The following is a 22,696-nucleotide window of genomic DNA, read 5'->3' as shown; positions in this document are numbered from 1 at the left end:
TCCTCTCACGGGGCGATCGCCGTCGTCGGCAGTCCCAGGGTCTCAGGAAGGCCGAGGGCGAGGTTCATCGACTGGATCGCCGCACCGGCGGTGCCCTTGACGAGGTTGTCGAGCGCGCAGACGGTCACCACCCGGCCGGCTTTGGCGTCGAGGGCGACCTGGACCAGCGCCGAGTTGGCGCCCGTCGTCGCGCCGCTCGTGGGCCACTGCCCCTCGGGAAGGACGTGCACGAAGGGCTCGTCCTCGTAGAACGCCTCCCATGCCCCGCGCACCGAGGCGGGGTCGACGCCCTCGGCGAGCGGCGCCGTCGTCGTGGCGAGGATCCCTCGCGACATCGGCACCAGCACCGGCGTGAAGGAGATCCGCACCCCGGCGGCACCGGCCACGGTGAGGTTCTGCGCGATCTCGGGGATGTGCCGGTGGCTGCCGCCCACGGCGTAGGGCACCGCGCTGCCGGAGGCCTCGGAGGCGAGCAGGTGCGTCTTGGCGGCCTTGCCGGCGCCCGAGTAGCCGACGGCGAGCACAGCGACCAGGTCGGTGGGATCGACCAGCCCGGCCGCGACTCCGGGCTGCATGCCGAGCGTGACGGCGGTGACGTTGCAGCCGGGCACCGCGATCCGGGTCGCACCGGTGAGCCGCTCGCGCTGCCTGGTGATCGCCGCGTCGGGCTGATCGGCGACGATCAGCTCGGGCAGGCCGTAGGTCCACGTCCCGGCGTGCTCGGAGCCGTAGTACTCCTGCCAGGCGGCAGGGTCGACGAGACGGTGGTCGGCACCGCAGTCGAGAAGGAGCGGGCCGGTGGCGCCGGAGATCGCCTCGAGCTCGGCCGCGATCGCGCCCGAGGCGCCGTGCGGCAGCGCCAGCACGACGACGTCGTGCCCGGCGAGCTCGGCGGCCGAGGTGCTGGTGAAGGTGCGGCCCGCGAGAGAAGGATGGGCAGCCAGGTGCGGATGCGCCGCGAGCACCGACTCCCCGGCGTTGGTGAACGCGGTGAGCGCGCCCACCGTGACCTCGGGATGGTCGAGCAGCAGCCGGAGCACCTCGCCGCCGGCATAGCCGGAGGAGCCGGCGATCGCAACACTTACAGGCACCCGCATAACTATACATACGCCCTGGCCGCCCGTGCGCAACCAGTGTTCATCACCTGCTCGCCGGGCTGGAAAGATGTTCGGCATGCGAACGTTCGTCCAGGGTGTCGAGACCGCCGACTACCCCGAAGTCCCTCCGGAGACCGAGCGTGGCAAGGTCCTGCGCGTGACCGAGGTCGGTGAGGATGTGCTGCACCGGCGCAACGCCGAGGTCCCCGAGGAGATGTTCGGCAGCGACGAGCTGCGCACGCTGGTGGACGACATGTTCGCCACCATGGCGGTCGCCGAGGGCGTGGGGCTGGCCGCGAACCAGGTGGGCGTCGATCTGCGGCTGTTCGTCTACGACCTTCCCGACTCCGACAACGACAGCCGGCACGTGGGCCACATCTGCAACCCGGTGGTCGAGGTGCTGCTCGAGGCCGGCACCAACGAGCACGAGGAGGGCTGCCTGTCGGTGCCCGGACCGGGCGCCGAGCTCTACCGGCCCAGCGGCGTGGTGGTGACGGGCTTCGACATCGAGGGCACGCCGCTGCGCCTCGAGGGCAGCGGCTACTTCGCACGCTGCCTGCAGCACGAGACCGACCACACCAACGGCCGCCTCTACATCGACCTGCTCGCCAAGCGTGAGCGCAAGCGGGTCCTCGCCGAGATGCTCGAGCTCCGCGACAAGGTCGTCAGGCGTCGCACCAGGCTGGCCGAGCAGATGGGACTGGAGCCCGTCACGTACCCGGCCGAACCACCGCTCGCGCGCTGAGGTCGGCCCGCCGGAGGGCGGCGAACGTCGGGGCCAGCGCGTCGTCGAGACCGCTGAAGATCGGCCGGAGCGCCGCATAGACGGCGGCCGCGTCCGGCGCCGGCGGCACCGACCGGACCACCGGCGGCGTGGCGGCGTCCGCGATCGTGTCGATGAGGCCCAGCGCCGCCATGCCGAGGATCGCGGCGCCGTAGCCCGATCCCTGCTGCCCCTGCGGCAGGTCGATCGGCATGTCGAACGCGTCGGCCAGCAGCTGCTGCCACAGCTCGCTGCGCATCACTCCCCCGGTCGCCCGGACCTCACGCACCTCGAGGCCGGTGGCGCGCATCGACTCCAGCACGAGCGCGAGCTGGAGCGCGACGCCCTCGATCGCGGCGCGGACCATGTGCTCGCGGCGGTGCTCGCGCGTGAGCCCCACGTAGCTGCCGCGGGCGAGGGAGGTCCAGCGCGGTGCGCGCTCGCTCAGCAGCGACGGCACCATCAGCAGCCCGCTGCTCCCGGGCGGCACCTGCGCGGCGAGCGCCAGCAGGTCCTCCTCGGCACCCGGTCCGAGATCCGGGGCCAGCGACTCCAGGGCCCAGCGCATCACGATGCCACCGTTGTTGATGGCACCACCCACCACCCAGAGCCCGGGCGCCAGCGCGTAGCAGAACACGCGTCCCTGCGGGTCGACGGCGGGGCGGTCGACGACCACCCGCAGCGCCCCCGAGGTGCCGAGCGAGCAGGCTGCCATCCCGGGCCGGACGGCGCCGACACCCAGGTTGGCCAGCGGTCCGTCGCCGCCGCCGACGACGACGGGCGTGCCCGCGGGCAGCCCGAGGTCTCGAGCGGCCGCGGCCGTCAGCGTCTCCACGTGCGTGGTGGGCACCAGCGCGGGCAGCTGCGTCGGCTCGATCGTCGCGAGCTGCAGCGCCTCCTGGTCCCAGTCGAGCGCCTCGAGGTTCATCAGGCCGGCCGCGGACGCGATCGAGTGGTCCATGACCCACGCGCCGCACAACCGCAGCAGCAAGTACTCCTTGATGCCGCACCAGCGGCTCGCCCGTGCGCAGAGCCCGGGCTCGTGCTCGGCGAACCACAGCAGCCGTGGCAGCGGCGACATCGAGTGCACCGGCGTCCCGGTCCGCCGGTGCAGCGCGAGCCCGCTCGGGTCCGCCCGCAGCCGGTCCGCCTGCGGCTCGGCCCGGGTGTCGGCCCACGAGGTGAGCGCCGTGAGCGGGCGACCCTCGCCGTCGAGCGCCATCAGGGTGTGCATCGCGGCGCTGAACGCCAGTCCGGCCACGCGCACCGCGCCGACCTGGGCCACGACGTCGGCCAGCGCGGTCACCGCGGCGCCGAGGATCTCCTCGGGGTCCTGCTCGGCGTGGCCGGGCTGGGGGGCGTGCAGCGGGTAGCCGTGCTCGGCCGCCGCGACCGGCGTCCCGTCGACCGCGAACGCGGTGACCTTGGTGGCCGTGGTGCCGACGTCGACGGCAAGGACGAGATCGGCAGGGCTGACGGGCACGCCCCGAGGCTAGCAATCGGGCGGCCGAGCGCCCGCCGTCGCTATCGTGGCGCCATGCGTGCGATCGAGGTCTCGGAGGCCGGCGGGCCCGAGCAGCTGCAGGTGGTCGAGGTGGCCGAGCCGGAGCCCGGCCCCGGGCAGGTGGTGGTGGCGCCGGCAGCGATCGGCCTCAACTTCATCGAGACCTACCAGCGCAGCGGCGTCTATCCCGTCGAGCACCCGTTCCGCCCGGGGGGCGAGGGTGCCGGCGAGGTGGTCGCCGTCGCGGCCGACGTGACCGCGCTCCGGGTGGGTGACCAGGTCGCGTGGACCTCGTCGGTGACCGGCTCCTACGCCGAGCGAGTGCTCCTCGAGGCGGCGCAGGCGCTCCCGATCCCGGCGGGGCTCGACCTGCGGACGGCCGCGGCGCTGCCGCTCCAGGGCCTCACGGTGAGCATGCTGGTCGACGGCGCCTTCGACCTGCGGCCCGGGCAGGACGTCCTGCTGACCGCGGGCGCCGGCGGCATCGGACTGCTGCTGACCCAGGTCGCGGCGCACCGGGGCGCACGCGTCATCACGACCGTCTCCACCGCGGAGAAGGAGGCACTCTCCCGCGAGGCCGGTGCCGCCGACGTGATCCGATACGACGGCTTCGACGACATCACCACCGAGCTGCCCGCGACCGTCCGTGACCTGACCGGTGGTGCCGGCGTGCACGTGGTCTACGACGGCGTCGGCAAGAGCACCTTCGACGGCAGCCTGGCGTCGCTGCGCACCCGCGGCACGCTCGTGCTGTTCGGCGGGGCCAGCGGACCGGTGCCCCCGTTCGACCCGCAGCGGCTCAACCGTGCCGGCTCGGTGTTCCTGACCCGCCCGACGATGTTCCACTACGTGTCCGACCCGGACGAGCGAGCACGACGCTGGTCACAGGTCTCCGCCTGGGTGACCGAGGGCGTCGTCGACCTCCGTGTCGGTGCCACCTTCCCGCTCGCCGACGCCGAGCACGCGCACCGCGCGCTCGAGGGCCGTCAGACCACCGGCAAGGTGCTGCTGCTGCCCTGAGCGGCCGCCGTGACCTGCAGCGCGACCGCATCGGCCCAGGCGCCGACCAGCTCGAGGTCGCGCGCGTCGCGCCCGCTCGCCCCCAGGGCACCGATCAGCGCGCGCTCGGCCCTGCTGAGACCTGCGTCGTCGACGACACCGCCGAACACCGGGACCGCACCGGAGCGGAAGCCGCCGTGGTTGGGTCGGGTGGCGGCCGGCCGCAACGGGTCGCGGGTCACGCTCTTGAGGCCGACGGCGAACAGCCACACCGGTCCCGTGACCTCCTCGGCGAGACGCGTGGCCAGCGCCGTCGCCGACGACAGCGGCCGAGCGCCGTAGATCGCCGAGCCGAGCACCACGGCCTCGGCCAGCACCAGGTCCGCCTCGCCCACCAGCTCGGCGTCGCGCGTGAGCACGTCGTGGCCGCCCGCGCCGATGCGTGCGGCGATCACCTCGCCGACCTGTCGCGTGCTGCCGTGCTTGGACGCCGTGATCACCAGAACTCGCATGCGACCAGCATCGACGACCTTGAGACGCCGAGTCTGGGACCGAGGTCCCGGACCGGACCGGGCGACGAGGAGCTCGGCTATTGGATCCCCTGCTCGATGAGACGCGCGATCGCGGTGCGCGCGTCGGCGGTGCCCTCGATCGCGATCGCGCCGGCCTCGGGATGCCTGCCCCAGGCCCACCGGCTCAGCTGAGCGGCCGGGCCGGAGATCGTGGCCGCTCCGGTGGCGCCCTCGCCGGCGCGGACCGCCATCGCCATGTCGAACGCGTTGCCGGACTCCGGCCCGGTACCGAACCAGTGGCCGATCTCGACCAGCCAGCGCTGATCGGTGTCGGTGGCGACCAGCTCGACGATCGCGAGCTGTTCCTCCTCCGCCCAGTCGGGCTTCCACGCCCACAGGACGTCGACGCAGTGGTCGATCGCTCCCGCCGCGACACCCGCGGCGACCGGGCCGACCGGCACCCCGGCCGTGAGCTCGGCGTCGATGCGGTGCATCGTGGCCTCGTAGGTCTGCATCCGCCGGGTGAAGCCCACGGTCTGGTCCGGCTCCCACCACGACCAGCGCGGTGCGTCATCGGGCAGCGTGCGCAGCTGGGCCAGCAGATCGGCGGTGGCGGCCGCGCGCAGCGGCACGATCTCGGCGATCGAGCCGGGTGGCTCGGAGCCGCCCTGCTCCAGCGCGCCGACCTCGGCCTCGGTCTGCGGGTCCTGCGCGAGCACGTCGGCCCAGAACCGGTGCACGCCCGTGACGTGCCAGAGCAGAGCCGCCGCATCCCAGTCCGGACACGTGGGCACGCGGGCCGCGGGGTCGGTCTGCGCGAGGACCTCCGCCAGCCGGTCCGACTCCTGGGCGATCACCTGGATCCTGTCCATCGCCCGAGGCTACCCACCGTCTCCGACAGCTACGTCTGCGGGTCGTCGAGCCACGTGATGACGGCCAGCACCCGGCGGTGGTCGTCCTCCGACGGCGGCAGGTCGAGCTTGTCGAGGATCGAGCTGATGTGCTTCTCCACCGACTTCGGCGTGATCACCAGCGCCCGACCGATCGCGGCGTTCGTGCGGCCCTGTGCCATCAGCTCCAGCACCTCGCGCTCACGCTCGGTCAGGCGCTGCAGCGGCCGGGCACGGCGGCCGGAGAACAGCTGGGACACCACCACGGGATCCAGGACCGTGCCGCCGTCGACCAGTCGGCGCAGCGCGTCCGCCAGGTCGTCCAGCTTCGCCACACGATCCTTCAGGAGGTACCCCACGCCCGCCCCGGTCGCCAACAGGTCCGAGGCATAGGACTGCTCCACGTACTGCGAGAGCACGAGCACCGCCGTCTGCGGGAAGTCCGCCCGAATCGTGACGGCGGCGCGCAACCCCTCGTCGGTGAAGGTCGGCGGCATGCGCACGTCCAGGACCGCGACATCGGGTCGGTGCTCGGCCACGGCGGCCACCGCCGCCTCGCCGTCCTCGACCGCCGCGACGACCTCGCAGCCGGCCTCCGCGAGCAGCCGGACGAGTCCTTCCCGCAGCAGCAGGGAGTCCTCCGCCAGCACGACACGCATCGAGATGGAAGCGTACGGCCTCACGGGCTCGGTCACGGGATCAGGGCGTGGACCGTGGTGCCGCCGCCCTCCGGGCTGATGACCTCGAGGGTGCCGTCGACACCCCGGAGGCGGTCGACCAGCCCGATCAGGCCGTGCCCCTTGCCGAGGTGGGCGCCACCGCGACCGTTGTCGCTGACCCGGACCCGCAGCGTGCCCGCGCTCGTCTCGTCGACGTGGATCTGGACGAGCGTCGCGCCGCTGTGCTTGCCCGCGTTGGCGAGCGCCTCCGAGACCACGAAGTAGGCCGCCGTCTCGCGCGCCAGCGCCAGCCGCCGCTCGGCCGGGATCGCCACGTCGGTCTGTGTCCGGATCGGGCTCTGGCCGGCGAGCGAGCCGATCGCGGCCGCCAGCCCGCGGTCCGCGAGGACCGGCGGCGCGATCCCGCGCGAGAGCGTGCGCAGCTCACCCAGGCCCGACTCGACCTGGTCGAGCGCCGACTGCAGGTGCTCCCTGGCGGCCTCGGGGTCGCCGGCATCGATCCGCCGCAACGCGGTCTGCACGTCCATCGTGGTGCGGACCAGCCGTTGCTGCGGGCCGTCGTGGAGGTCTCTCTCGATGCGTCGCAGCGAGTGCGCCTCGGAGTCGACGACGGCGGCTCGGCTCGCGGTCAGGTCATCGATCCTCGTCCGCAGCCTGGCCGGGCGGCTGGCGAGCAGCGCGAACCGCTCCAGACCCACATGGACCGCGACCAGGCCGCGGATCACCCACGGCGCGGTCAGCAGCATGAGGAACCCGAGCACGAGGTGCAGCAGCCACTCGGCGACCACGCCGTCGAGGCCGAGCAACCAGGCGAGGCCGCGCATGTCGGGCTCGTCGGGCAGGTAGCGGCTCCAGAACCAGTAGACGATGCCGGAGGCGCCCACGACCCACCACACGATCGCGAGCACGAACGTGGTGATCGAGAGCGGGAAGTCCAGCAAGGCCCGGAGCATGTCCATCCAGCTCTGGCCGTGGCGAAGCCGACGCACCGAGCGGCGCAGCCACGACCCCGTCGTGGGCGGGGCCGGGCGGCTCCCCTCCTCGAGGTGGTGGCCGAGCCGACGCAGCCGCTCGCGTGTGAACTCCCCGATCCCGTTCACGGCGGCCAGGAAGCCCGCGAGCACCGCGATCCCGATCACGAGGATGCTCAGCGGGATGCCGAGGCTCAGCGCGAGCACGAGCAGCACGAAGCCGGCGATCGCGACCGGCAGCTGGGTGAGCAGGAACCCGGTGTCGCGGGCCGACCGCGCGTAGGCGGCGCGCAACCCGCGCCGAGGCTGCCGCGTCTCGTCGGTGCTCATCGGACCACCCTGCCTGCTCGGAGCATCCCCGCGCCAGCCGGCCGGGCGCCCAGCAGCAGCGCGCCGGACACCAGCGCCCAGGTGCCGAGCAACGGCCCGAGGAGATCGGACAACCGGGCCGGGTCGAAGCCCGCGACCGTGAGCACCAGCACCCCGGCACCGACCAGCACGCCGCCGGCCACCAGCCGGGCAGGCGCCACGTCGTCGCCGCTGCGCAGCGCGATCGATCCGAACAGGCCGACGCACAGCGTCAGCACCGCCGCGGCGGCCGCGACCCACACCGGCACGCTCAGCCACCAGCCGGTGCTGCCGACCGCGAAGCCCGGCAGGCCCAGCCCGACCACGGTCGCCGCGACCAGCACGACGGCCGGCGTGTGCCACAGGTACACGGCCATCGTGCGTGGCGCCCAGGTGTCGACGAACCGGGCCACACGCGGCCGGTTCGCCAGTCGCGTCAGCGTCCCTCGCGCCGCGAGCAGCACCGCGATCTGGCCGATCGCGAGCGCCAGCAGCGCCGCCGAGGGCGGGTTCATGTTCGAGACCGCGGTGCCGGGCAGCCCGATCATCGCGGGCGGGTACGGACCGAGCGCCACGGCGGCGCCGAGCACACCGAACCCGAGCACGCCGACCAGGGCCGCACGGCCGCCCCGCAGCCGGCCCATGCGGCCGCGGGCGTGGTGGATGCCGATCACGTACACCGCCGCCCACACGAACACCGCGTTGAGATAGCCGACGTAGGACCATCCGAGCCCGAACCGCAGCACGTCCACGGCGACCGCGGCCACCGCGAGCACGCCGACCTCAGCGCCTCGGAAGCGGTCGGCCAGCCGCAGCAGCGCCGGGGTCAACGCGGTGAGGATCACCAGCACCACCAGGAACCACAGCAGCCCACCGATCAGCCGACCGCCCGTGCTGACCACCTCCGGGTCGAGCCCGGAGGCCAGCAGCACCGCGGGCAACGGCAGCCACACGCCGGCGAGCACGATGACACCGCCGACCAGCCGCACCAGCCGCCTCGAGACCCAGCCCCGGTCCGCCGTGGCACCGCCTCGCAGGCTCAGCACGGTCGCCGCACCGGAGGCGAAGAACACCAGCGGCATCACCTGCGTCACCCACGTCGCCGGCCACACGCTCTCGAGGACGTTCGCTCGTTCGAGAACGATCGCTCCGCCGTCGACCGCCAGGATCGGCATCAGCCAGTGCTGGGCGACCACCAGCACCATCGCGGCGATGCGGACCAGGTCGAGGAACCGGTCGCGCGGTGGCGCACCCGCCCTCGCAGCGAGCGGTTGGGCGGGTGCTGCGGGCGCGCCCAGGACGGGGCGGGCGGGTGCGATCGTGACCATGACCCCAGCCTCGCGAGAACGCCGCGACCGCCCCAGGGCGCCTGCCGGTCAACGTGCGGTGGGGATGTCCCTACCCGGGAGCGGGGTCATCCACGCCTCAGCCGCGCAGGGTCGCGCCGAACCTCGCCGCGGCCGCCGTGACGACGGCGTCCCGCACCGCCGCGGTGTCCTCACCGGTGAGCGTGCGCTCGCCACGCAGCCGGAGCGCGAACGCGAGCGACCGGGTGCCCTCGGGCAGGTTCGCGCCCGTGTAGACGTCGAAGAGGCGGACCTCCTCGGCGAGCGCACCGGCCGCCTCGGTCACCAGGTCGAGGACGTCACCCGCGGGGACGTCGACCGGCACCACGAGCGCGATGTCCTCCTTGGCCGCCGGGGCCGTCGAGAGGCCCGCGACCTGGCGGGGTGTCTCGGGGGCGGCCGCGAGGAGCACGTCGAGATCGATCTCGAGCGCGACGGCGCGGGCCGGCAGCCCGAGCTCGGTGACCACCCGCGGTGCAAGCTCACCGGCGTGACCCACCAGGACGCCGTCGGCCGTGCTGATGCGCGCGCACCGGCCGGGGTGCCACGGGGCGTGCTGCGGGTCGTTGCCGACACGGATGTCGGCACCGACCGCGCGGGCGACGTCGCGCACGAGGGCGACGGCGTCGGCCGCGTCGTAGGCACGCGCCTCGGCGCCCGGGCCCGCCGCCGATGCCGCACCCACGAGCACCGCGGCGAGCCGCAGCGGCTGCGGCGGCACGGCGGCGCGGATCTGCTCCAGCGTGACCGGGTCGGGCAGCGCGGCGGGCGGCGGCAGCGGCGAGGAGCCGAGCGGGCCGGCCGGCCGCGTGACCGAGCCGATCTCGTAGATCGCGACGTCCGTCATCCCGCGCCCGACGTTGCGGACGGCGGCCTCCAGGAGCGTGTGCAGCAGCGAGGTCCGCAGGAACGGCGCGTCCTGGGCGAGCGGGTTGACGAGCCGGATCGCCTGGCGCCGCGGGTCCTCCGCGGGCAGCCCGAGCTGGTCGTGGCGGCCCTCGGGGATGAACGGGTACGTCAGCACCTGGACCAGGCCGGAGTCGGCGAGCAGGTCCGCCACCCGACGGCGCCGCAGCTGACGCACGGTCAGGCCGCGGCCGGCGGGGGCGGCGGGCAGCACCGACGGCACCGCGTCGTAGCCGCGCAGCCGCACGACCTCCTCGACCAGGTCGGCAGGCTCGGTGAGGTCGGGCCGCCAGCTCGGCGGGATCACCAGCACCCGCCCGGTGCTCGCGGCGTGCCTGCCGGTGCTCTCGCCGTTCTCCTCCGCCGGCTCCTCGACTGTGGCACCCAGGCTGCGGAGGGTCTCGACGACCTCCTGGTTGCTGTACCGCACCCCGACCAGCCGGCTGGCCTGCTGCGGGTCGAAACCGATCGCCGACGGCGCGCTCGTGCGGTCGACATCGGTGACGGCGCTCTCGTCGGCCGTGCCGCCGCCCAGCTCGACGAGCAGGTCGACCACCCGCTGCGCGGCCACCGCCTGCAGCCGGTTGTCGACGCCGCGCTCGAACCGCTTGGACGCCTCGCTCGGCAGCTTGTGCCGCCGTGCGGTGCGGGCGATCGAGATCGGGTCGAAGTGGGCGGCCTCGATGAGGATGTCCGTGGTCTGCTCGCCCACCTCGGTGTCCAGACCACCCATCACACCGGCGATCCCGATCGGTCGCGATCCGAGGTTGCCCTCGGGCGAGTCGGTGATCAGCAGGTCCTCGACGTCGAGGGAACGGTCGACGTCGTCGAGCGTCGTCATCCGCTCCCCCGGCTTCGCCCGCCGCACCACGATCGGGGCGTGCAGGGTGCCCAGGTCGTAGGCGTGCAGCGGCTGCCCGAGGTCGAGCATCACGTAGTTCGTGACGTCGACGGCGAGCGAGATCGGCCGCATGCCGGCCTGGCGCAGCCGCTTGCTCAGCCACGCGGGCGAGGCTGCGGTCGCGTCCACGCCGCGCACGATGCGCGCGACGAACCGGTCGGCTCCGGCGTTGCCCCGGATCGGCGCGTCGTCGGAGATCTCGACGGCGAAACCGGAGTCGGTCGGCACCGGCACCCTGGCACCCAGCTCGAGCGCACGGTCGGTGAACGGTGCACCCGTGGAGTGCGCGTACTCGCGCGCGACGCCGCGCATCGAGAAGCAGTAGCCGCGGTCGGGCGTGACGTTGATCTCGAGGACCTCCTCGCCCAGCCCGAGCAGCGCGATCGCGTCGGTGCCGGGTGCGGGTGGGTCGTCGAGCACGATGATGCCGGAGTGGTCCTCGCCCAGACCGAGCTCGCTCTGGCTGCAGATCATGCCGTCGCTCACGTGCCCGTAGGTCTTGCGGGCCGCGATCGCGAAGTCGCCGGGCAGCACCGCACCCGGGAGCGCGACGACGACCGAGTCGCCGACGCCGAAGTTGTGGGCGCCGCACACGATGCCTCTGCTGCCGCGGCCCGTGGCCTCGTCGTGCTCGTTGTGCTCGGGCCCGACGTCGACCCGGCACCAGTTGATCGTCTTGCCGTTCTTCTGCGGCTCGGGGGTGACCTCGAGAACGCGACCGACGACCAGCGGGCCGGTGACGGCGGCGGAGCGATCGATCGCCTCCTCCTCCAGACCCACCCGGACGAGGTCGGACGCGAGGCCCTCCGCCGTCGTGCCCTCAGGGACCTCGACGTGCTCGCGCAACCACTCGATGGGGACGTACGGCATCAGATCTGACCTCCTGCGAGACCGAGGGAGAAACGCGCGTCGGCCTCGACCATGTCGTGCATGTCCTCGATGCCGTGCTGCAGCATCAGCGTGCGCTCGATGCCCATGCCGAACGCGAACCCGGTGTAGATCTCGGGGTCGATCCCGCACGCGCGCAGCACGTTGGGGTTGACCATGCCGCAGCCACCCCACTCGATCCAGCCCGGTCCACCCTTCTTCTGCGGGAACCACAGATCCATCTCGGCGCTGGGCTCGGTGAAGGGGAAGTAGCTCGGGCGCAGCCGGGTCTTCGCCTCCGGACCGAACATCGCACGCGCGAAGTGGTCCAGCGTCCCGGTCAGGTGGGCCATCGTCAGACCCTTGTCCACGGCGAGCCCCTCCACCTGGTGGAACACCGGCGTGTGGGTGGCGTCGAGCTCGTCGGTGCGGAACACCTTGCCGGGGCAGGCGATGTAGACCGGGACCCCGCGCTCCAGCAGCGTCCGTGCCTGGACCGGGGAGGTGTGGGTGCGCAGGACGAGATGGGCGCTGTCGGCGTCCTCGTCCGAGCCGTCGCCCTGCACGTAGAACGTGTCCTGCATCTGCCGGGCCGGGTGGTCCGGCTTGAAGTTGAGGGCGTCGAAGTTGAACCACTCGTGCTCGACCTCGGGGCCTTCGGCGATCTCCCACCCCATCGAGGTGAAGAAGTCGGCGATGCGGTCCATCAGGGTGTCGAGCGGGTGCCGCGCGCCGGCACGAGAACGCTGCACGGGCGCGGTCAGGTCGACCGCCTCCGTCAGCAGCACCGCGGCGTCGCGCTGCGCCTCGAGCTGCGACTGGCGAGCGGCGATCGCGCCGTTCAGCCGGCCGCGGGCCTGGCCGACCAGCTTGCCTGCCGTGGCCTTGTCGGCGGCTGCGAGCCCGCCGATGGCGCGGTTGGCCAGCGCCAGCGGGCTGCGCTCACCCGTGTGGGCGATACGGACCTGCTTGAGGTCGTCGAGATCGGCCGCGCCACCGACGGCGGCGAGCGCCGCCTCGAGTGCTGCCGCGACGCCGTCGGCGTCCAGCGGTGACGGGACCGGGGCTCCTGCGTGGTCATGGCTGTCGGACATGCGAACCTTCCTGGGATCGAGCGGGGGCACAGTGACGGAGAGCCCGCTCGGGCCGACACGCGTGAGAGCCGGTGTCTGTGATCAGCGCACGCGCAGGCCCGGAGCGGGCCTGCTAAATCGCATCGCGTGCATGAGGTCAGTCTGCCAGATGCGCCCGGTCCGGCGGCAGTCCCGCCGATCCGCCGTCCGGTCAGCCGCGCCGGTAGCCGTACAGGTCGGCCATCTCCCCGTTGACCCACACCTGGTCGCCATCGGGTGCCACCGTGATCAGGGTGCGGTTGTACGCCTCGTCGTGCACGCGTGCGTCGTCGAGGCCTGCCGCGCGGACACGCTCGAGCAACGCGTCGACGTCGGGATGCTCGAACGAGCACCAGACCGCCACCTCCCGGGTCCCCGAGCGCGGGTCCACCGGGGCGGTGGCCGGCGGGTCCGCCTCCAGGTTGCCGGTCGCGTGGATGGCGACCAGTCCCCCGCCGCCCTCCATCTCGAGATCGGTCCAGCCGCCGCGCTCGCTGCTGATACGACGTCGCAGGCCCGGGAGCCCGCCGGCGGTGAACCAGTCGGTCGCGGCGGGCACGTCGGGGGTGGTGAGCATCGGCATCATCACGAGCTCGGCCTCACGCGGCGGCTCGACCGGACCGGGAGAGAGCTCACCGGCCGCGATCTCGCCGTCGAACGGGGTGCTCGCGAAGACCAGCGGGATCCCGCCCTCCTCGGTGCGACGGGTGCGCAGTCCCGCACCGCGCCAGCGGTGCTCGAGCGCATCGAGATCGTCGGTCTCGACCGCCAGCGTGGTGACGCCGTCGAGCGGGTTCCCCGCGGGCACGCGGTGGAGTGCGAGCCGCCCTGCACCTGCGGCCAGCACCTGCCAGTCCTCGGTCTCGACCAGCGGGGTCATCCCGAGCGCGATCGCCCATGCGCGCGTGTCCGCGATCGCCGACGTGTACCGGATCGGACGGATCACGACCCTCATCGCTCGTCCTCGTTCGCCGTGGTGCTCGCGAGATACCCGGTCAGCACCTTCTCGACCAGCGCCGAGAGGCTGACGCCCTCGTCGATGGCGCGGTGCTTGATCCCCCGCACGAGCTCCGGGGGCAGATAGACGTTGAACTGGGCCTTGGCCACCATGCCGTGATGCTAGCAGCCTAGCAAGCGGCATCGGGATGTCCCCCACGGCAGCGGGCGGCCAGCCTCGTGGGCAACACCTCCGCCGCCCCGTAGCGTGTGGCCCCATGCGCACGACTGCCGACCCGCTCGCCGCCATGACGAGCGCCGAGGTCGACCCCGACGCCGGATACGAGGGCTTCATCGGATGGGTGCTCTCCCTGATGGAGACCCTGGGCGAGGTCGGCGTCGGCATCGCACTCCTCATCGAGACGTTCTTTCCCCCGATGCCCTCGGAGGCCGTGCTCCCCGGGGCGGGCTTCCTGGCCTACGACGGCCGCATGAACGTCATCGGCGCCGTGATCGCCGCGACGATCGGTGGCCTGGTCGGCGCCTGGGGCTGGTACGCGATCGGAGCAGCGCTCGGGCGGGACCGGACCCGGCGGATCATCGACCGGCTGCCCCTCATGGACGGCGAGGACTTCGACAAGGCCGAGTCATTCTTCAACCGGTACGGCGCGATCGCGGTGCTCGGCGGCCGGTGCATCCCGCTCGTGCGCTCCTTCATCTCGATCCCGGCCGGTATCGAGCGGATGCCGCTCGCCCGCTTCAGCCTCTACACCTTCGTCGGGTCGCTCGTGTGGAACGCGATCTGGATCGGGCTCGGGTTCGCGTTCGGTCCGTTGATCAAGCCCACGCTCGAGCAGTGGTCGGGGATCATCTCCAACGCCGTGCTCGTGGTCATCGGGCTGCTGATCGTGTGGTTCGTGGCCGTCCGGCTGCGGCGCAACGCCCGCCGTCGACGCGAGGGTGAGGCCCGCTCGCAGCCGGAGGTCTGAGGGGATCCGCGTGGTGGACGCCACAGCGCACGCATGAGCCGGGTTCCCTAGGCTGTTCCCCATGGCCGCTGAACCCGCACCGATCTCGTTCGCCCGTGGCGCCCCGTCGCTCGACATCATCGACGTCGAGGGCCTGAAGTCCGCCGCGGACCGCGCGTTCACCGACGACCCCGCCGGGTCGTTCGCCTACGGCACGTCGGTGGGCTACCTGCCGCTGCGCTCCTGGATCGCCGAGCGGCACGGGGTCGCCGAGAACCAGGTGCTGGTGACCAACGGGTCGATGCAGGCCGACGCGTTCCTCTTCAGCACCCTCGTGGGCGCCGGCGACGCGGTGATCGTGGAACGCCCCTCCTACGACCGCACCCTCGGCTCGCTCCGCTCGCTCGGTGCAGACCTGCACGCGGTCGACATCGAGCCCGACGGCGTGTCGGTCGACGGCGTCCGTGCCGTCCTCGACTCGGGTGTCACCCCGACGCTCGCGCACCTCATCCCGAACTTCCACAACCCGGCCGGCTACTCGTTGTCCGCCGACAAGCGCACGCAGCTGGTCGCGCTGGCGCGCGAGCGTGGCTTCACGATCTTCGAGGACGACCCGTACGTGGAGCTGCGCTTCACCGGCGACCGGCTGCCCACGATGTTCGAGCAGTCCGACGGCGAGGTCGTCTACGCGAGCTCGTTCTCCAAGACCGTGTGCCCCGGCATCCGCGTCGGCTACCTGGTCGGTTCCACCGAGCTGATCGGCAAGGTCGCCGCGCTGGCCACCAGCACCTACATCTCGCCGAGCATGGTCAGCCAGTCGATCGTCAACGCCTTCGTGCGCGGCGGCTCCTACGAGACCTCGATCGAGACGGTCAAGGCCGCGCTCGCCGAGCGAGCCCGCGTGCTGTCCGAGGGGCTGCGGGCCGAGCTGCCCGAGGTGGAGTTCGTCGACCCCGAGGGCGGCTACTTCCTGTGGCTGACCTTCCCCGAGGGCACCGACGGCGACGCGCTGTTCGACGCCTGCGCCCAGCGCGGCCTCGCCGTCGTCAAGGGCAGCGACTTCCTCCTCGACGACGCCAGGCACCACCTGCGGCTGGCCTACTCCGGGGTCACCACGTCACAGATCTCCGAGGGCGTCACCCGCCTCGCGGAGGCCTACCGCTCGCTCTGAGGCTGGTCGCTGTGGGGTGATCTCGGTCCACCTGGTGGCCTCAGATCACCCCATAGCGCTTTCCGGGGGCGTCGTGGACGACCTCTGCGGGTCACCTCAACCGCTCGCGGGCTGGTCCTCGACCGGGGCGTCCTCGGTCGAGAGGACGTGCGGGTCGACGAGCAGCCGTGTCTGCTCGGCGTCGACGATCCGACGTGCGAGCTCGGCCTCGGAGACGTCGACGGCGCCGGCCACCTCCTCGGCGAGGGCCGACCGGCGGGCGTAGGCGTCGAAGAGCTGCCGCTTGGTGTCGAGGATGCGCATCAGGTGCTCGTCCACGGTGTCGACCACGAGCAGCCGGTGCACCTGCACCGTCTCGACCTGCCCCATCCGGTGGGCGCGCGCGATCGCCTGCGCCTCCGTGGTGGGCTTGGTCTGCGGCTCGCACAGGATCACGATCGAGCCGGCCTGCAGGTTGATGCCCACTCCCCCGACGTCGATCTGGCACACGAGCGCGAGCGCACGCTCCGACGTCGTGAACGCATCGATGACCCGCTGCCGCTGCTCGGGCGGCACCGAGCCGGTCAGCGGCCCGATCGCCATCTCGCCGAGCGCCCGCACCACCATGTCGATGACATCCCGGAAGAACGAGAACACCACCACCTTGCGATGGTTCTCGACAGCCTCGGACACGATCTCGACCAGCCGCTCGACCTTGGAGGACTGGCCGGGCCGCTCCACGGCGAAGGCCGCCCGGCGCATCCCCATGAAGGAACCGGACGCGACCGCGCGACGGTACGCGGCGCCGTCGGCCTCCGTGAACTCCTCCCACTCCTCGACCTGCACCAGCTCCGGCAGCTCCTCGAGGACGTCCTCGGCGTTGCGGCGCAGGTACACGGGCGCGACGGTGCGGCGGAACGCCGCCGCATCGGCCAGACGCAGCGCGGCGGCGCTCTCGTGCAGTTGGTGGGCGAGCTCCGGCTGCAGGTAGGAGACCAGGTTCCCGAACTCCTCGACCCGGTTCTCCATCACCGTCCCGGTCAGGAACAGCACATGGGGCACCCGTGCCGCGAGCCGCTCGACGGCGCGCGCCCGGTTGGTCCGCGGGTTCTTGACGTAGTGCGCCTCGTCGACCACCAGCACCTCGGGCGTGCCCATGTCGCGCTCGTGCCACCACAGCCCCGTGTAGGAGACCACGGCGACGCCGCCCTCCTCGCGCCAGCGGAGGGCCGCCTCCTCGCGGTCCGCACCGTGCACCAGGTGCACGGCGAGGCTCGAGTGCGCGCTCACCTCCCGGACCCAGCCGGCCAGCACGCTCGCGGGGCACACCACGAGCGCGTGCCGCGCGCCCTGCGCCACCAGGTGCGCGATCGTCGCGATCGCCTGCACGGTCTTCCCGAGTCCCATCTCGTCACCGATCACCACCCGCCGCTGGGCGAGCGCGAACCTCGCCCCGAACGCCTGGTAGCCGCGCAGCGAGGCCGTCAGCAGCGAGGTGTCCAGCGGCTGTCGCTCCACCCGTTCCACGAGCCCGGCGGGCAGGTGGCCCTCGGCCGCCGAGTGGTCGCGCTGCGTCGGTGCGACCGTCTCGAGCAGCGCGTAGTACGCGATCGACCGGACCCGGAAGTCCTCCCAGACCTCGATCGGGTGCATCGGCACCTCGAGCAGCCCGGTCACCAGGGTGGCGTCCTCGACGAGCCCGACCTGCCTCGCGAGGTCGGTGAGACCGGCGAGCGTCTGGACGGCGGTCTCAGCCCGACGGCGGCGCTCACCCCAGGAGAGCAGCCGCCGGAACCGCCCGGTCAGCTCTCCCGCGTGCTCGCGCACCCGGTCGTGGCCGGAGCGGACCCGCACGATCGTCTCGGTGTGACGCTCGGTCGCGGCGGTCGCCTGGTCGAGCGTGTAGAGGGTCTGCAGCAACCGGGTGGCGATCGGGTCGCTGGGGTCCATCTCGATGCGGAACCGGATCGAGGTCCGCATGGCCGCCGCCACCTGCTCCGCCGCGGCCAGCAGATGGGTGGCGGTCTGCGGGCCGATGCCGTCGAGCGCCTCCAGGCCCCGCTGGCCGAGCCGGATCACCTCGCCGACGCCGGCCACCCCGGCGGACGACAACGTCCCGATCCTGAGCCGCTCCCGGGTGACGTCGCGAAGGGACCCGACGGGGACGCCGTCGAGCTGGGCGAGCACCCGCTCCTCGCGCGAGTCCACGAACGCGGCGCGTACCTGCTCCCGCGCCCGCTCGGGCGCGGCCGCGAGCTCGTCCGCGAGCCGAGCGACCTCGTCGGCCGCGGCGACGACGGCCCGCGCCTGCGCGAGGGTGGCGGCGGCCTTCCGGTGGGGGCTGCGTCCGTGGGCGGTCGCCATCGGCCCATCATGCAGGAGCGTCGTGGGACTGTGTTCACTAGGCTCCGCTTCATGGCCTCGCAAGCGCAGGTGCTCACCGTCACGGGACCCGACGGCGATCGTGACGTGCGGGTCACCAGCCCGGACCGGGTGATCTACGAGCCCACCGACCGCACGCCTGCCATCACCAAGCTCGAGGTGTGCCAGTACGTCGCCACCATGGGTGAGGCGTTCATGCGCTCGATCGGCGAACGGCCCACCGCGATGGAGCGCTGGCCGAGCGGCTGGCGCGAGGGCATGCGGCTGGCCGTCGGACCGCAGGATCGCGACGCGGACGGCTTCTACCAGAAGCGGCTCCCGAAGGGTGCGCCGGACTTCATCGAGACCGCGCGGATCACGTTCCCCAGCGGCCGCCCGGCCGACGAGCTGTGCCCCACCGAGCCCGCGGCCCTGGTGTGGGCGGCCCAGATGGGCACGCTGACCTTCCACCCCTGGCCGGTGCGGCGCCCCGACGTCGACCACCCCGACGAGCTCCGCCTCGACCTCGACCCGCAGCCGGGCACCGACTTCGCCGACGCGCAGCGGGTGGCCGCGGTGGCGCGCGAGCTGCTGGAGGAGCTGGGGATGCGCGGGTACGTCAAGACCAGCGGCAACCGCGGCATCCACATCTACGTGCGGATCGAGCCGCGCTACACCTTCGAGGACGTCCGTCACGCAGCGATCGGGTTCGGCCGCGAGCTGGAGCGCCGCGACGACGGCGTCACCGTCGCGTGGTGGAAGGAGGAGCGGGGCAGCAGGATCTTCGTCGACTTCAACCAGAACAACCGTGACCGCACGATCGCGAGCGCGTGGAGCCTGCGGGCCAAGCCGGGCGCGCCGGTCAGCACGCCGCTCACGTGGGAGCAGCTCGCCGAGGAGAGCGACCCGCGCGACCTCAACATCCTGACCGTCCCGGACCGGATGGCGGACGGCGACCCGTGGGCCGGAATGGACGACGTGGCCCACGCGTTGGAGCCGTTGCTCGACCTCTGGGAGAGCCTCCCGGGAGGCGAGCTGAACTTTCCACCGGACTACCCGAAGATGCCCGGCGAGCCTCCACGGGTGCAGCCGAGCAAGAAGGTCGCGGCTCACTGGGACGCCGACGGCAACCGGATCGAGGACTAGGACCGCCGCGCGTGCACGAGAACCGTCCCGACTGGCTCACCGCACTGATCGATCGCCTGCGCACCGAGACCGGGGCCGCGCTGCTGCTCGCGGGGTTCGCGCTGATCGCACTGATCTGGGCGAACTCGCCCTGGTCGGGCAGCTACGAGGCACTGTGGCACACGCCGCTGGGCATCCATCTCGGCGACGCCAGCATCGAGCTGGACCTGCATCACTGGGTCAACGACGGCCTGATGGTGCTGTTCTTCTTCCTCATCGGCCTGGAGGTCCGGCAGGAGCTCGCGGTCGGCTCGCTGCGGGAGCGCCGCCGGGCGCTGGTCCCCCTCGTCGCCGGGCTCGTGGGCGTGGCGCTGCCGGCCCTGATCTACCTCGCGATCGCCGGAGCGGAGGCGCCGCGGGGCTGGGGTGTGGTGATCGGCACCGACACCGCGTTCCTGCTGGGCGTGCTGGCGCTGGTCGGACCCGCGATGTCGAACCAGCTGCGGGTGTTCCTGCTGACGCTGACCGTGGTGGACGACTTCCTCGCGGTCAGCATCATCGGCATCGTCTACACCGAGGACCTGATGCTGGCGCCGCTGCTGGTCGCGCTCGTCACGCTCGTGCTGCTCGCGCTGCTCAGCCGCTCCAGCGAGTGGCGCAGCGCGCCGTACGTGCTGCTGGTCGCGGTGCTGTGGGGCGCGACCCTGCTCTCCGGCGTGCACCCCTCCCTCGCCGGGATGGCGGCAGGGCTGCTGGTGCCGGCCGCGTTCACCCAGCGCCGCTACGTGGAGGACGCCAAGGTGCTCTTCCGCGACTACTGGCAGTCGCCCGAGGCCCGTGTGGCCCGCACCGTGCGCGCCGGACTGGCTCGCTCGATCTCGGTCAACGAGCGGCTCCACGACGCGCTGCGCAGCCCGGTCTCGCTCGTGGTGGTCCCCGTGTTCGCGCTCGCGAACGCCGGGGTGGACCTGCGTGGCGGGGTTCTCGGCGCCGCGCTGAGCTCGCCGATCACGTGGGCGGTCGTGGCCGGCCTGGTCGTCGGCAAGCTCGCCGGCATCGGCCTGGGCGCCTGGGCCGCAGTCCGGCTGCGGCTCGGCCGACTGCCCGACGGCGTCGGACCGGGCAGCGTGCTCGGCGGCGCCGCCCTCTCCGGCATCGGGTTCACCATGGCCCTGCTGATCATCGGTCTGTCGCTGGAGGGCGAGCAGGCCGACCACGCGACGATCGGCGTCCTGTTCGCCATGGTGCTGGCCACGGCCCTCGGCTGGTTCATCTTCAAGGCCGCCAGGGTGAAGTGGGGCGAGACGTCGGCCGACCTGCCGATGACCCTCACCCCGGACGTCGAGCCGGCACGCGATCACATCCGCGGACCGGTCGACGCCCAGATCACGATCGTGGAGTACCTGGACTTCGAGTGCCCGTTCTGCGCCAGGGCCACGGGGATGTGGAAGGACCTGCACGAGCACTTCGGCGACCGCGTCCGGTACGTCGCGCGACACCTCCCGCTGGACCAGTACCACCCGCACGCACGGATCGCGGCCATCGCGGCGGAGGCAGCCTCCCGCCAGGACCGGTTCTGGGAGATGCACGACATGCTGTTCGCCAACCAGGCCCGGCTGGAGCCGGAGGACCTGCGCGAGTACGCCGTGAGCGTGGGTCTGGACCTGGAGCGGTTCGACGCCGACTGCCACGACGAGGAGCTCCTGCAGATCATCGCGCGCGACGAGCAGAGCGCCCTGGCCAGCGGCGCGAACGGCACCCCGACGTTCTTCCTCAACTCGGCCCGGCACCGCGGCCCCCACGACGCCCGCACCCTGATCGCCGCGCTCGAGGCACAGCTCGTGGAGGTGGCCGCCGCGCGGCGACGCTCCTGATCGACGCCCCCTTGCCGCGGTACCCGCCTGGGGTCGACAATCCACGCACCCGAGGTGAGGAAGTGCGATGGACGTCAACACCTTCTACGCGTTGTTCTCGGCGACCTGCTTCACGCTCCTCGGGCTGTGGTGGGGCGTCGTCCAGCGGCACGAGGACTGGATGCGTGACCCGCAGCTGCGCGGCGTGGTCGGCGGCGTCTACGTCTCGTTCCTGCTGCCTGCGCTGATGGGCCTGTTCGCCCAGGTCGGTGGCACCGAGATGCCGGCGATCTGGCGCGCGAGCTTCGTCCTCGTCGCGATCATCGGCGTGGTCTCGACGCTCCGGCTGCTCCGTTCGCAGCGGAACGCGACGGTCCTCCAGGGCCCGTTGATGCGGAACCGCTGGGTGGTGGCCGTCGTCTATGCGCTGGTGGCCGTGGTGGGCGCCGCCCCGCAGCTCGCGACGCCGCTGGGGATCAAGCCGATCCAGGCCGAGGCCGTGCTGCTGATCCTCCTGATCGTGCTCGCCCACGGGCTGGTCTGGGAGTTCATGATCGGGGCCGCCAAGAAGGGTGAGAAGGACCCGACACGGCAGGACGCCGCCGCTTGAGCCCACCGCTGCCGGGTCCGCCGCTGCTGCGCCAGCGCTGGCTCGACGTGACGTTCATGCACTGGCGTGTGGATGTCGAGCGAGCCGCCGCTCAGCTGCCCGCCGGGTTGCGACCGCACCAGCTCGACGGCGAGACCTACGTCGGGCTCGTCTGTTTCCGGTTGGTCGGAGCGGGGCTCGCGCGCGGACCTGCGTTGCTGCGCCCGTTCGTCGAGACCAACGTGCGCCTCTACGCCGTCGACGAGCGTGGCCGGGCCGGCGTGGTGTTCCTGAGCATGGACGTGAGCTCGGCGATGATGGCCGCGAGCGGGCGGGCCGTGGGCCTCCCCTACCGCTGGGCGAGGGCGGCACATCGCCGCACGGGCGCGGGGCACGCCTACGTGACGCTGCTGCCGCGCTCCGGTGAGCCGCGGCTGCGCTCCCGCCTCTCGATCCGGCCCGTCGACGGTGTCGCCCTGGAGCACGACGAGCTGGCAAGGTTCCTCACCGAGCGCTGGGCGCTGTTCGCCCCACGCCTCGGGCGCACCTGGCACCTGCCGAACACGCACGAGGCGTGGCCGCTGCGGGCTGCGACGGTGACGACGCTGGACGACGACCTCGTGCCCGCCGCCGGCTTCCCCGAGGTCGCCGGCCGGCCACCCGATCACGTCGCCTTCAGTCCCGGTGTCAGCGCACGGTTCGGCTCGCCGGCCGCGCTGTGACGGCATCACAGCCGGACGCGGCGCCGGTCGGCATCGCCAGCGACGGCGACGCGCTGGGGTTCGTCGAGATCGCGGCCAGCCAGCTCGGCCGCCGGG

At 72.7% G+C, this 22,696-nt stretch carries 20 protein-coding genes; 8 read left to right on the top strand and 12 right to left on the bottom strand.

Annotated elements, in window-relative coordinates:
• Positions 1 to 5: 5 nt before the first annotated feature.
• Positions 6 to 1,091: an N-acetyl-gamma-glutamyl-phosphate reductase gene (argC, locus tag GPA04_RS01175; protein WP_206674076.1), complete on the bottom strand. Its 1,086-nt coding sequence runs from the start codon at positions 1,089 to 1,091 to the stop codon at positions 6 to 8.
• Positions 1,092 to 1,173: 82 nt separating this feature from the next.
• On the opposite strand from argC, the gene def reads away from it, so the two are divergent.
• Positions 1,174 to 1,842, top strand: a complete 669-nt coding sequence (gene def / locus GPA04_RS01170) for a peptide deformylase (protein ID WP_241680517.1) — start codon at positions 1,174 to 1,176, stop codon at positions 1,840 to 1,842.
• Here def and GPA04_RS01165 read toward each other — a convergent pair.
• Positions 1,808 to 3,343, bottom strand: coding sequence for a gluconokinase (locus GPA04_RS01165; protein ID WP_156221486.1), 1,536 nt, complete (start codon positions 3,341 to 3,343; stop codon positions 1,808 to 1,810). The genes def and GPA04_RS01165 overlap by 35 nt on opposite strands.
• Before the next feature lie 54 nt (positions 3,344 to 3,397).
• Between GPA04_RS01165 and GPA04_RS01160 the strand changes: the two genes are divergently transcribed.
• Complete coding sequence (locus GPA04_RS01160; protein WP_156221484.1) at positions 3,398 to 4,384, top strand: quinone oxidoreductase family protein; 987 nt, start codon at positions 3,398 to 3,400, stop codon at positions 4,382 to 4,384.
• Here the strand turns inward: GPA04_RS01160 and GPA04_RS01155 are convergent.
• From GPA04_RS01155 to GPA04_RS01115, 9 genes are all read right to left on the bottom strand, one after another.
• A complete protein-coding gene (locus GPA04_RS01155) occupies positions 4,351 to 4,875 on the bottom strand; it encodes a flavodoxin domain-containing protein (RefSeq protein ID WP_156221481.1) in 525 nt (174 codons plus the stop codon). The two genes, GPA04_RS01160 and GPA04_RS01155, sit on opposite strands and share 34 nt — an antisense overlap.
• Before the next feature lie 77 nt (positions 4,876 to 4,952).
• A complete protein-coding gene (locus GPA04_RS01150) occupies positions 4,953 to 5,747 on the bottom strand; it encodes a maleylpyruvate isomerase family mycothiol-dependent enzyme (protein WP_156221479.1) in 795 nt (264 codons plus the stop codon).
• 29 nt (positions 5,748 to 5,776) lie between these two features.
• Positions 5,777 to 6,424: a response regulator transcription factor gene (locus tag GPA04_RS01145; RefSeq protein ID WP_156221477.1), complete on the bottom strand. Its 648-nt coding sequence runs from the start codon at positions 6,422 to 6,424 to the stop codon at positions 5,777 to 5,779.
• Between the two features lie 32 nt (positions 6,425 to 6,456).
• Positions 6,457 to 7,746, bottom strand: coding sequence for a sensor histidine kinase (locus GPA04_RS01140; protein WP_156221475.1), 1,290 nt, complete (start codon positions 7,744 to 7,746; stop codon positions 6,457 to 6,459).
• A complete protein-coding gene (locus tag GPA04_RS01135) occupies positions 7,743 to 9,092 on the bottom strand; it encodes an acyltransferase family protein (protein ID WP_156221473.1) in 1,350 nt (449 codons plus the stop codon). The genes GPA04_RS01140 and GPA04_RS01135 overlap by 4 nt, the downstream gene beginning before the upstream one ends.
• Positions 9,093 to 9,189: 97 nt before the next feature.
• On the bottom strand, positions 9,190 to 11,787 hold the full coding sequence (gene pheT / locus GPA04_RS01130) for a phenylalanine--tRNA ligase subunit beta (RefSeq protein ID WP_156221471.1): 2,598 nt from the start codon (positions 11,785 to 11,787) through the stop codon (positions 9,190 to 9,192).
• Positions 11,787 to 12,878, bottom strand: a complete 1,092-nt coding sequence (gene pheS, locus GPA04_RS01125) for a phenylalanine--tRNA ligase subunit alpha (RefSeq protein WP_156221469.1) — start codon at positions 12,876 to 12,878, stop codon at positions 11,787 to 11,789. The genes pheT and pheS overlap by 1 nt, the downstream gene beginning before the upstream one ends.
• Before the next feature lie 190 nt (positions 12,879 to 13,068).
• Positions 13,069 to 13,851, bottom strand: a complete 783-nt coding sequence (locus tag GPA04_RS01120; protein ID WP_156221467.1) for a VOC family protein — start codon at positions 13,849 to 13,851, stop codon at positions 13,069 to 13,071.
• Positions 13,848 to 14,006 (bottom strand): ribbon-helix-helix domain-containing protein, encoded by a 159-nt coding sequence (locus tag GPA04_RS01115; RefSeq protein ID WP_156221465.1) that lies wholly within the window; start codon positions 14,004 to 14,006, stop codon positions 13,848 to 13,850. The genes GPA04_RS01120 and GPA04_RS01115 overlap by 4 nt, the downstream gene beginning before the upstream one ends.
• 104 nt (positions 14,007 to 14,110) lie before the next feature.
• On the opposite strand from GPA04_RS01115, the gene GPA04_RS01110 reads away from it, so the two are divergent.
• Both GPA04_RS01110 and GPA04_RS01105 read left to right on the top strand, forming a co-directional pair.
• Positions 14,111 to 14,821: a DedA family protein gene (locus GPA04_RS01110; RefSeq protein ID WP_241680516.1), complete on the top strand. Its 711-nt coding sequence runs from the start codon at positions 14,111 to 14,113 to the stop codon at positions 14,819 to 14,821.
• Positions 14,822 to 14,882: 61 nt separating this feature from the next.
• Positions 14,883 to 15,971 (top strand): aminotransferase-like domain-containing protein, encoded by a 1,089-nt coding sequence (locus tag GPA04_RS01105; protein ID WP_156221463.1) that lies wholly within the window; start codon positions 14,883 to 14,885, stop codon positions 15,969 to 15,971.
• 96 nt (positions 15,972 to 16,067) lie between these two features.
• On the opposite strand, the gene GPA04_RS01100 is transcribed toward GPA04_RS01105, so the two are convergent.
• Positions 16,068 to 18,314 carry a DEAD/DEAH box helicase gene (locus GPA04_RS01100; protein WP_156221461.1) on the bottom strand — a complete coding sequence of 749 codons (2,247 nt, stop codon included), beginning with the start codon at positions 18,312 to 18,314 and terminating at the stop codon, positions 16,068 to 16,070.
• Between the two features lie 51 nt (positions 18,315 to 18,365).
• On the opposite strand from GPA04_RS01100, the gene GPA04_RS01095 reads away from it, so the two are divergent.
• The 4 genes from GPA04_RS01095 (at position 18,366) to GPA04_RS01080 (ending at position 22,600) form a co-directional block, all read left to right on the top strand.
• Positions 18,366 to 19,457, top strand: a complete 1,092-nt coding sequence (locus GPA04_RS01095) for a DNA polymerase domain-containing protein (RefSeq protein ID WP_156221459.1) — start codon at positions 18,366 to 18,368, stop codon at positions 19,455 to 19,457.
• 11 nt (positions 19,458 to 19,468) lie between these two features.
• A complete protein-coding gene (gene nhaA / locus GPA04_RS01090; RefSeq protein WP_156221457.1) occupies positions 19,469 to 21,310 on the top strand; it encodes a Na+/H+ antiporter NhaA in 1,842 nt (613 codons plus the stop codon).
• A 67-nt stretch (positions 21,311 to 21,377) separates the two neighbouring features.
• Complete coding sequence (locus tag GPA04_RS01085) at positions 21,378 to 21,899, top strand: hypothetical protein (RefSeq protein ID WP_156221455.1); 522 nt, start codon at positions 21,378 to 21,380, stop codon at positions 21,897 to 21,899.
• Positions 21,896 to 22,600: a YqjF family protein gene (locus tag GPA04_RS01080; protein ID WP_241680515.1), complete on the top strand. Its 705-nt coding sequence runs from the start codon at positions 21,896 to 21,898 to the stop codon at positions 22,598 to 22,600. The genes GPA04_RS01085 and GPA04_RS01080 overlap by 4 nt, the downstream gene beginning before the upstream one ends.
• The last annotated feature ends 96 nt before the right edge of the window (positions 22,601 to 22,696 follow it).

The organism is Pseudactinotalea suaedae (genome assembly GCF_009733815.1).
GTDB lineage: Bacteria > Actinomycetota > Actinomycetes > Actinomycetales > Beutenbergiaceae > Pseudactinotalea > Pseudactinotalea suaedae.
This window is presented reverse-complemented; position numbering and strand designations above follow the sequence as displayed.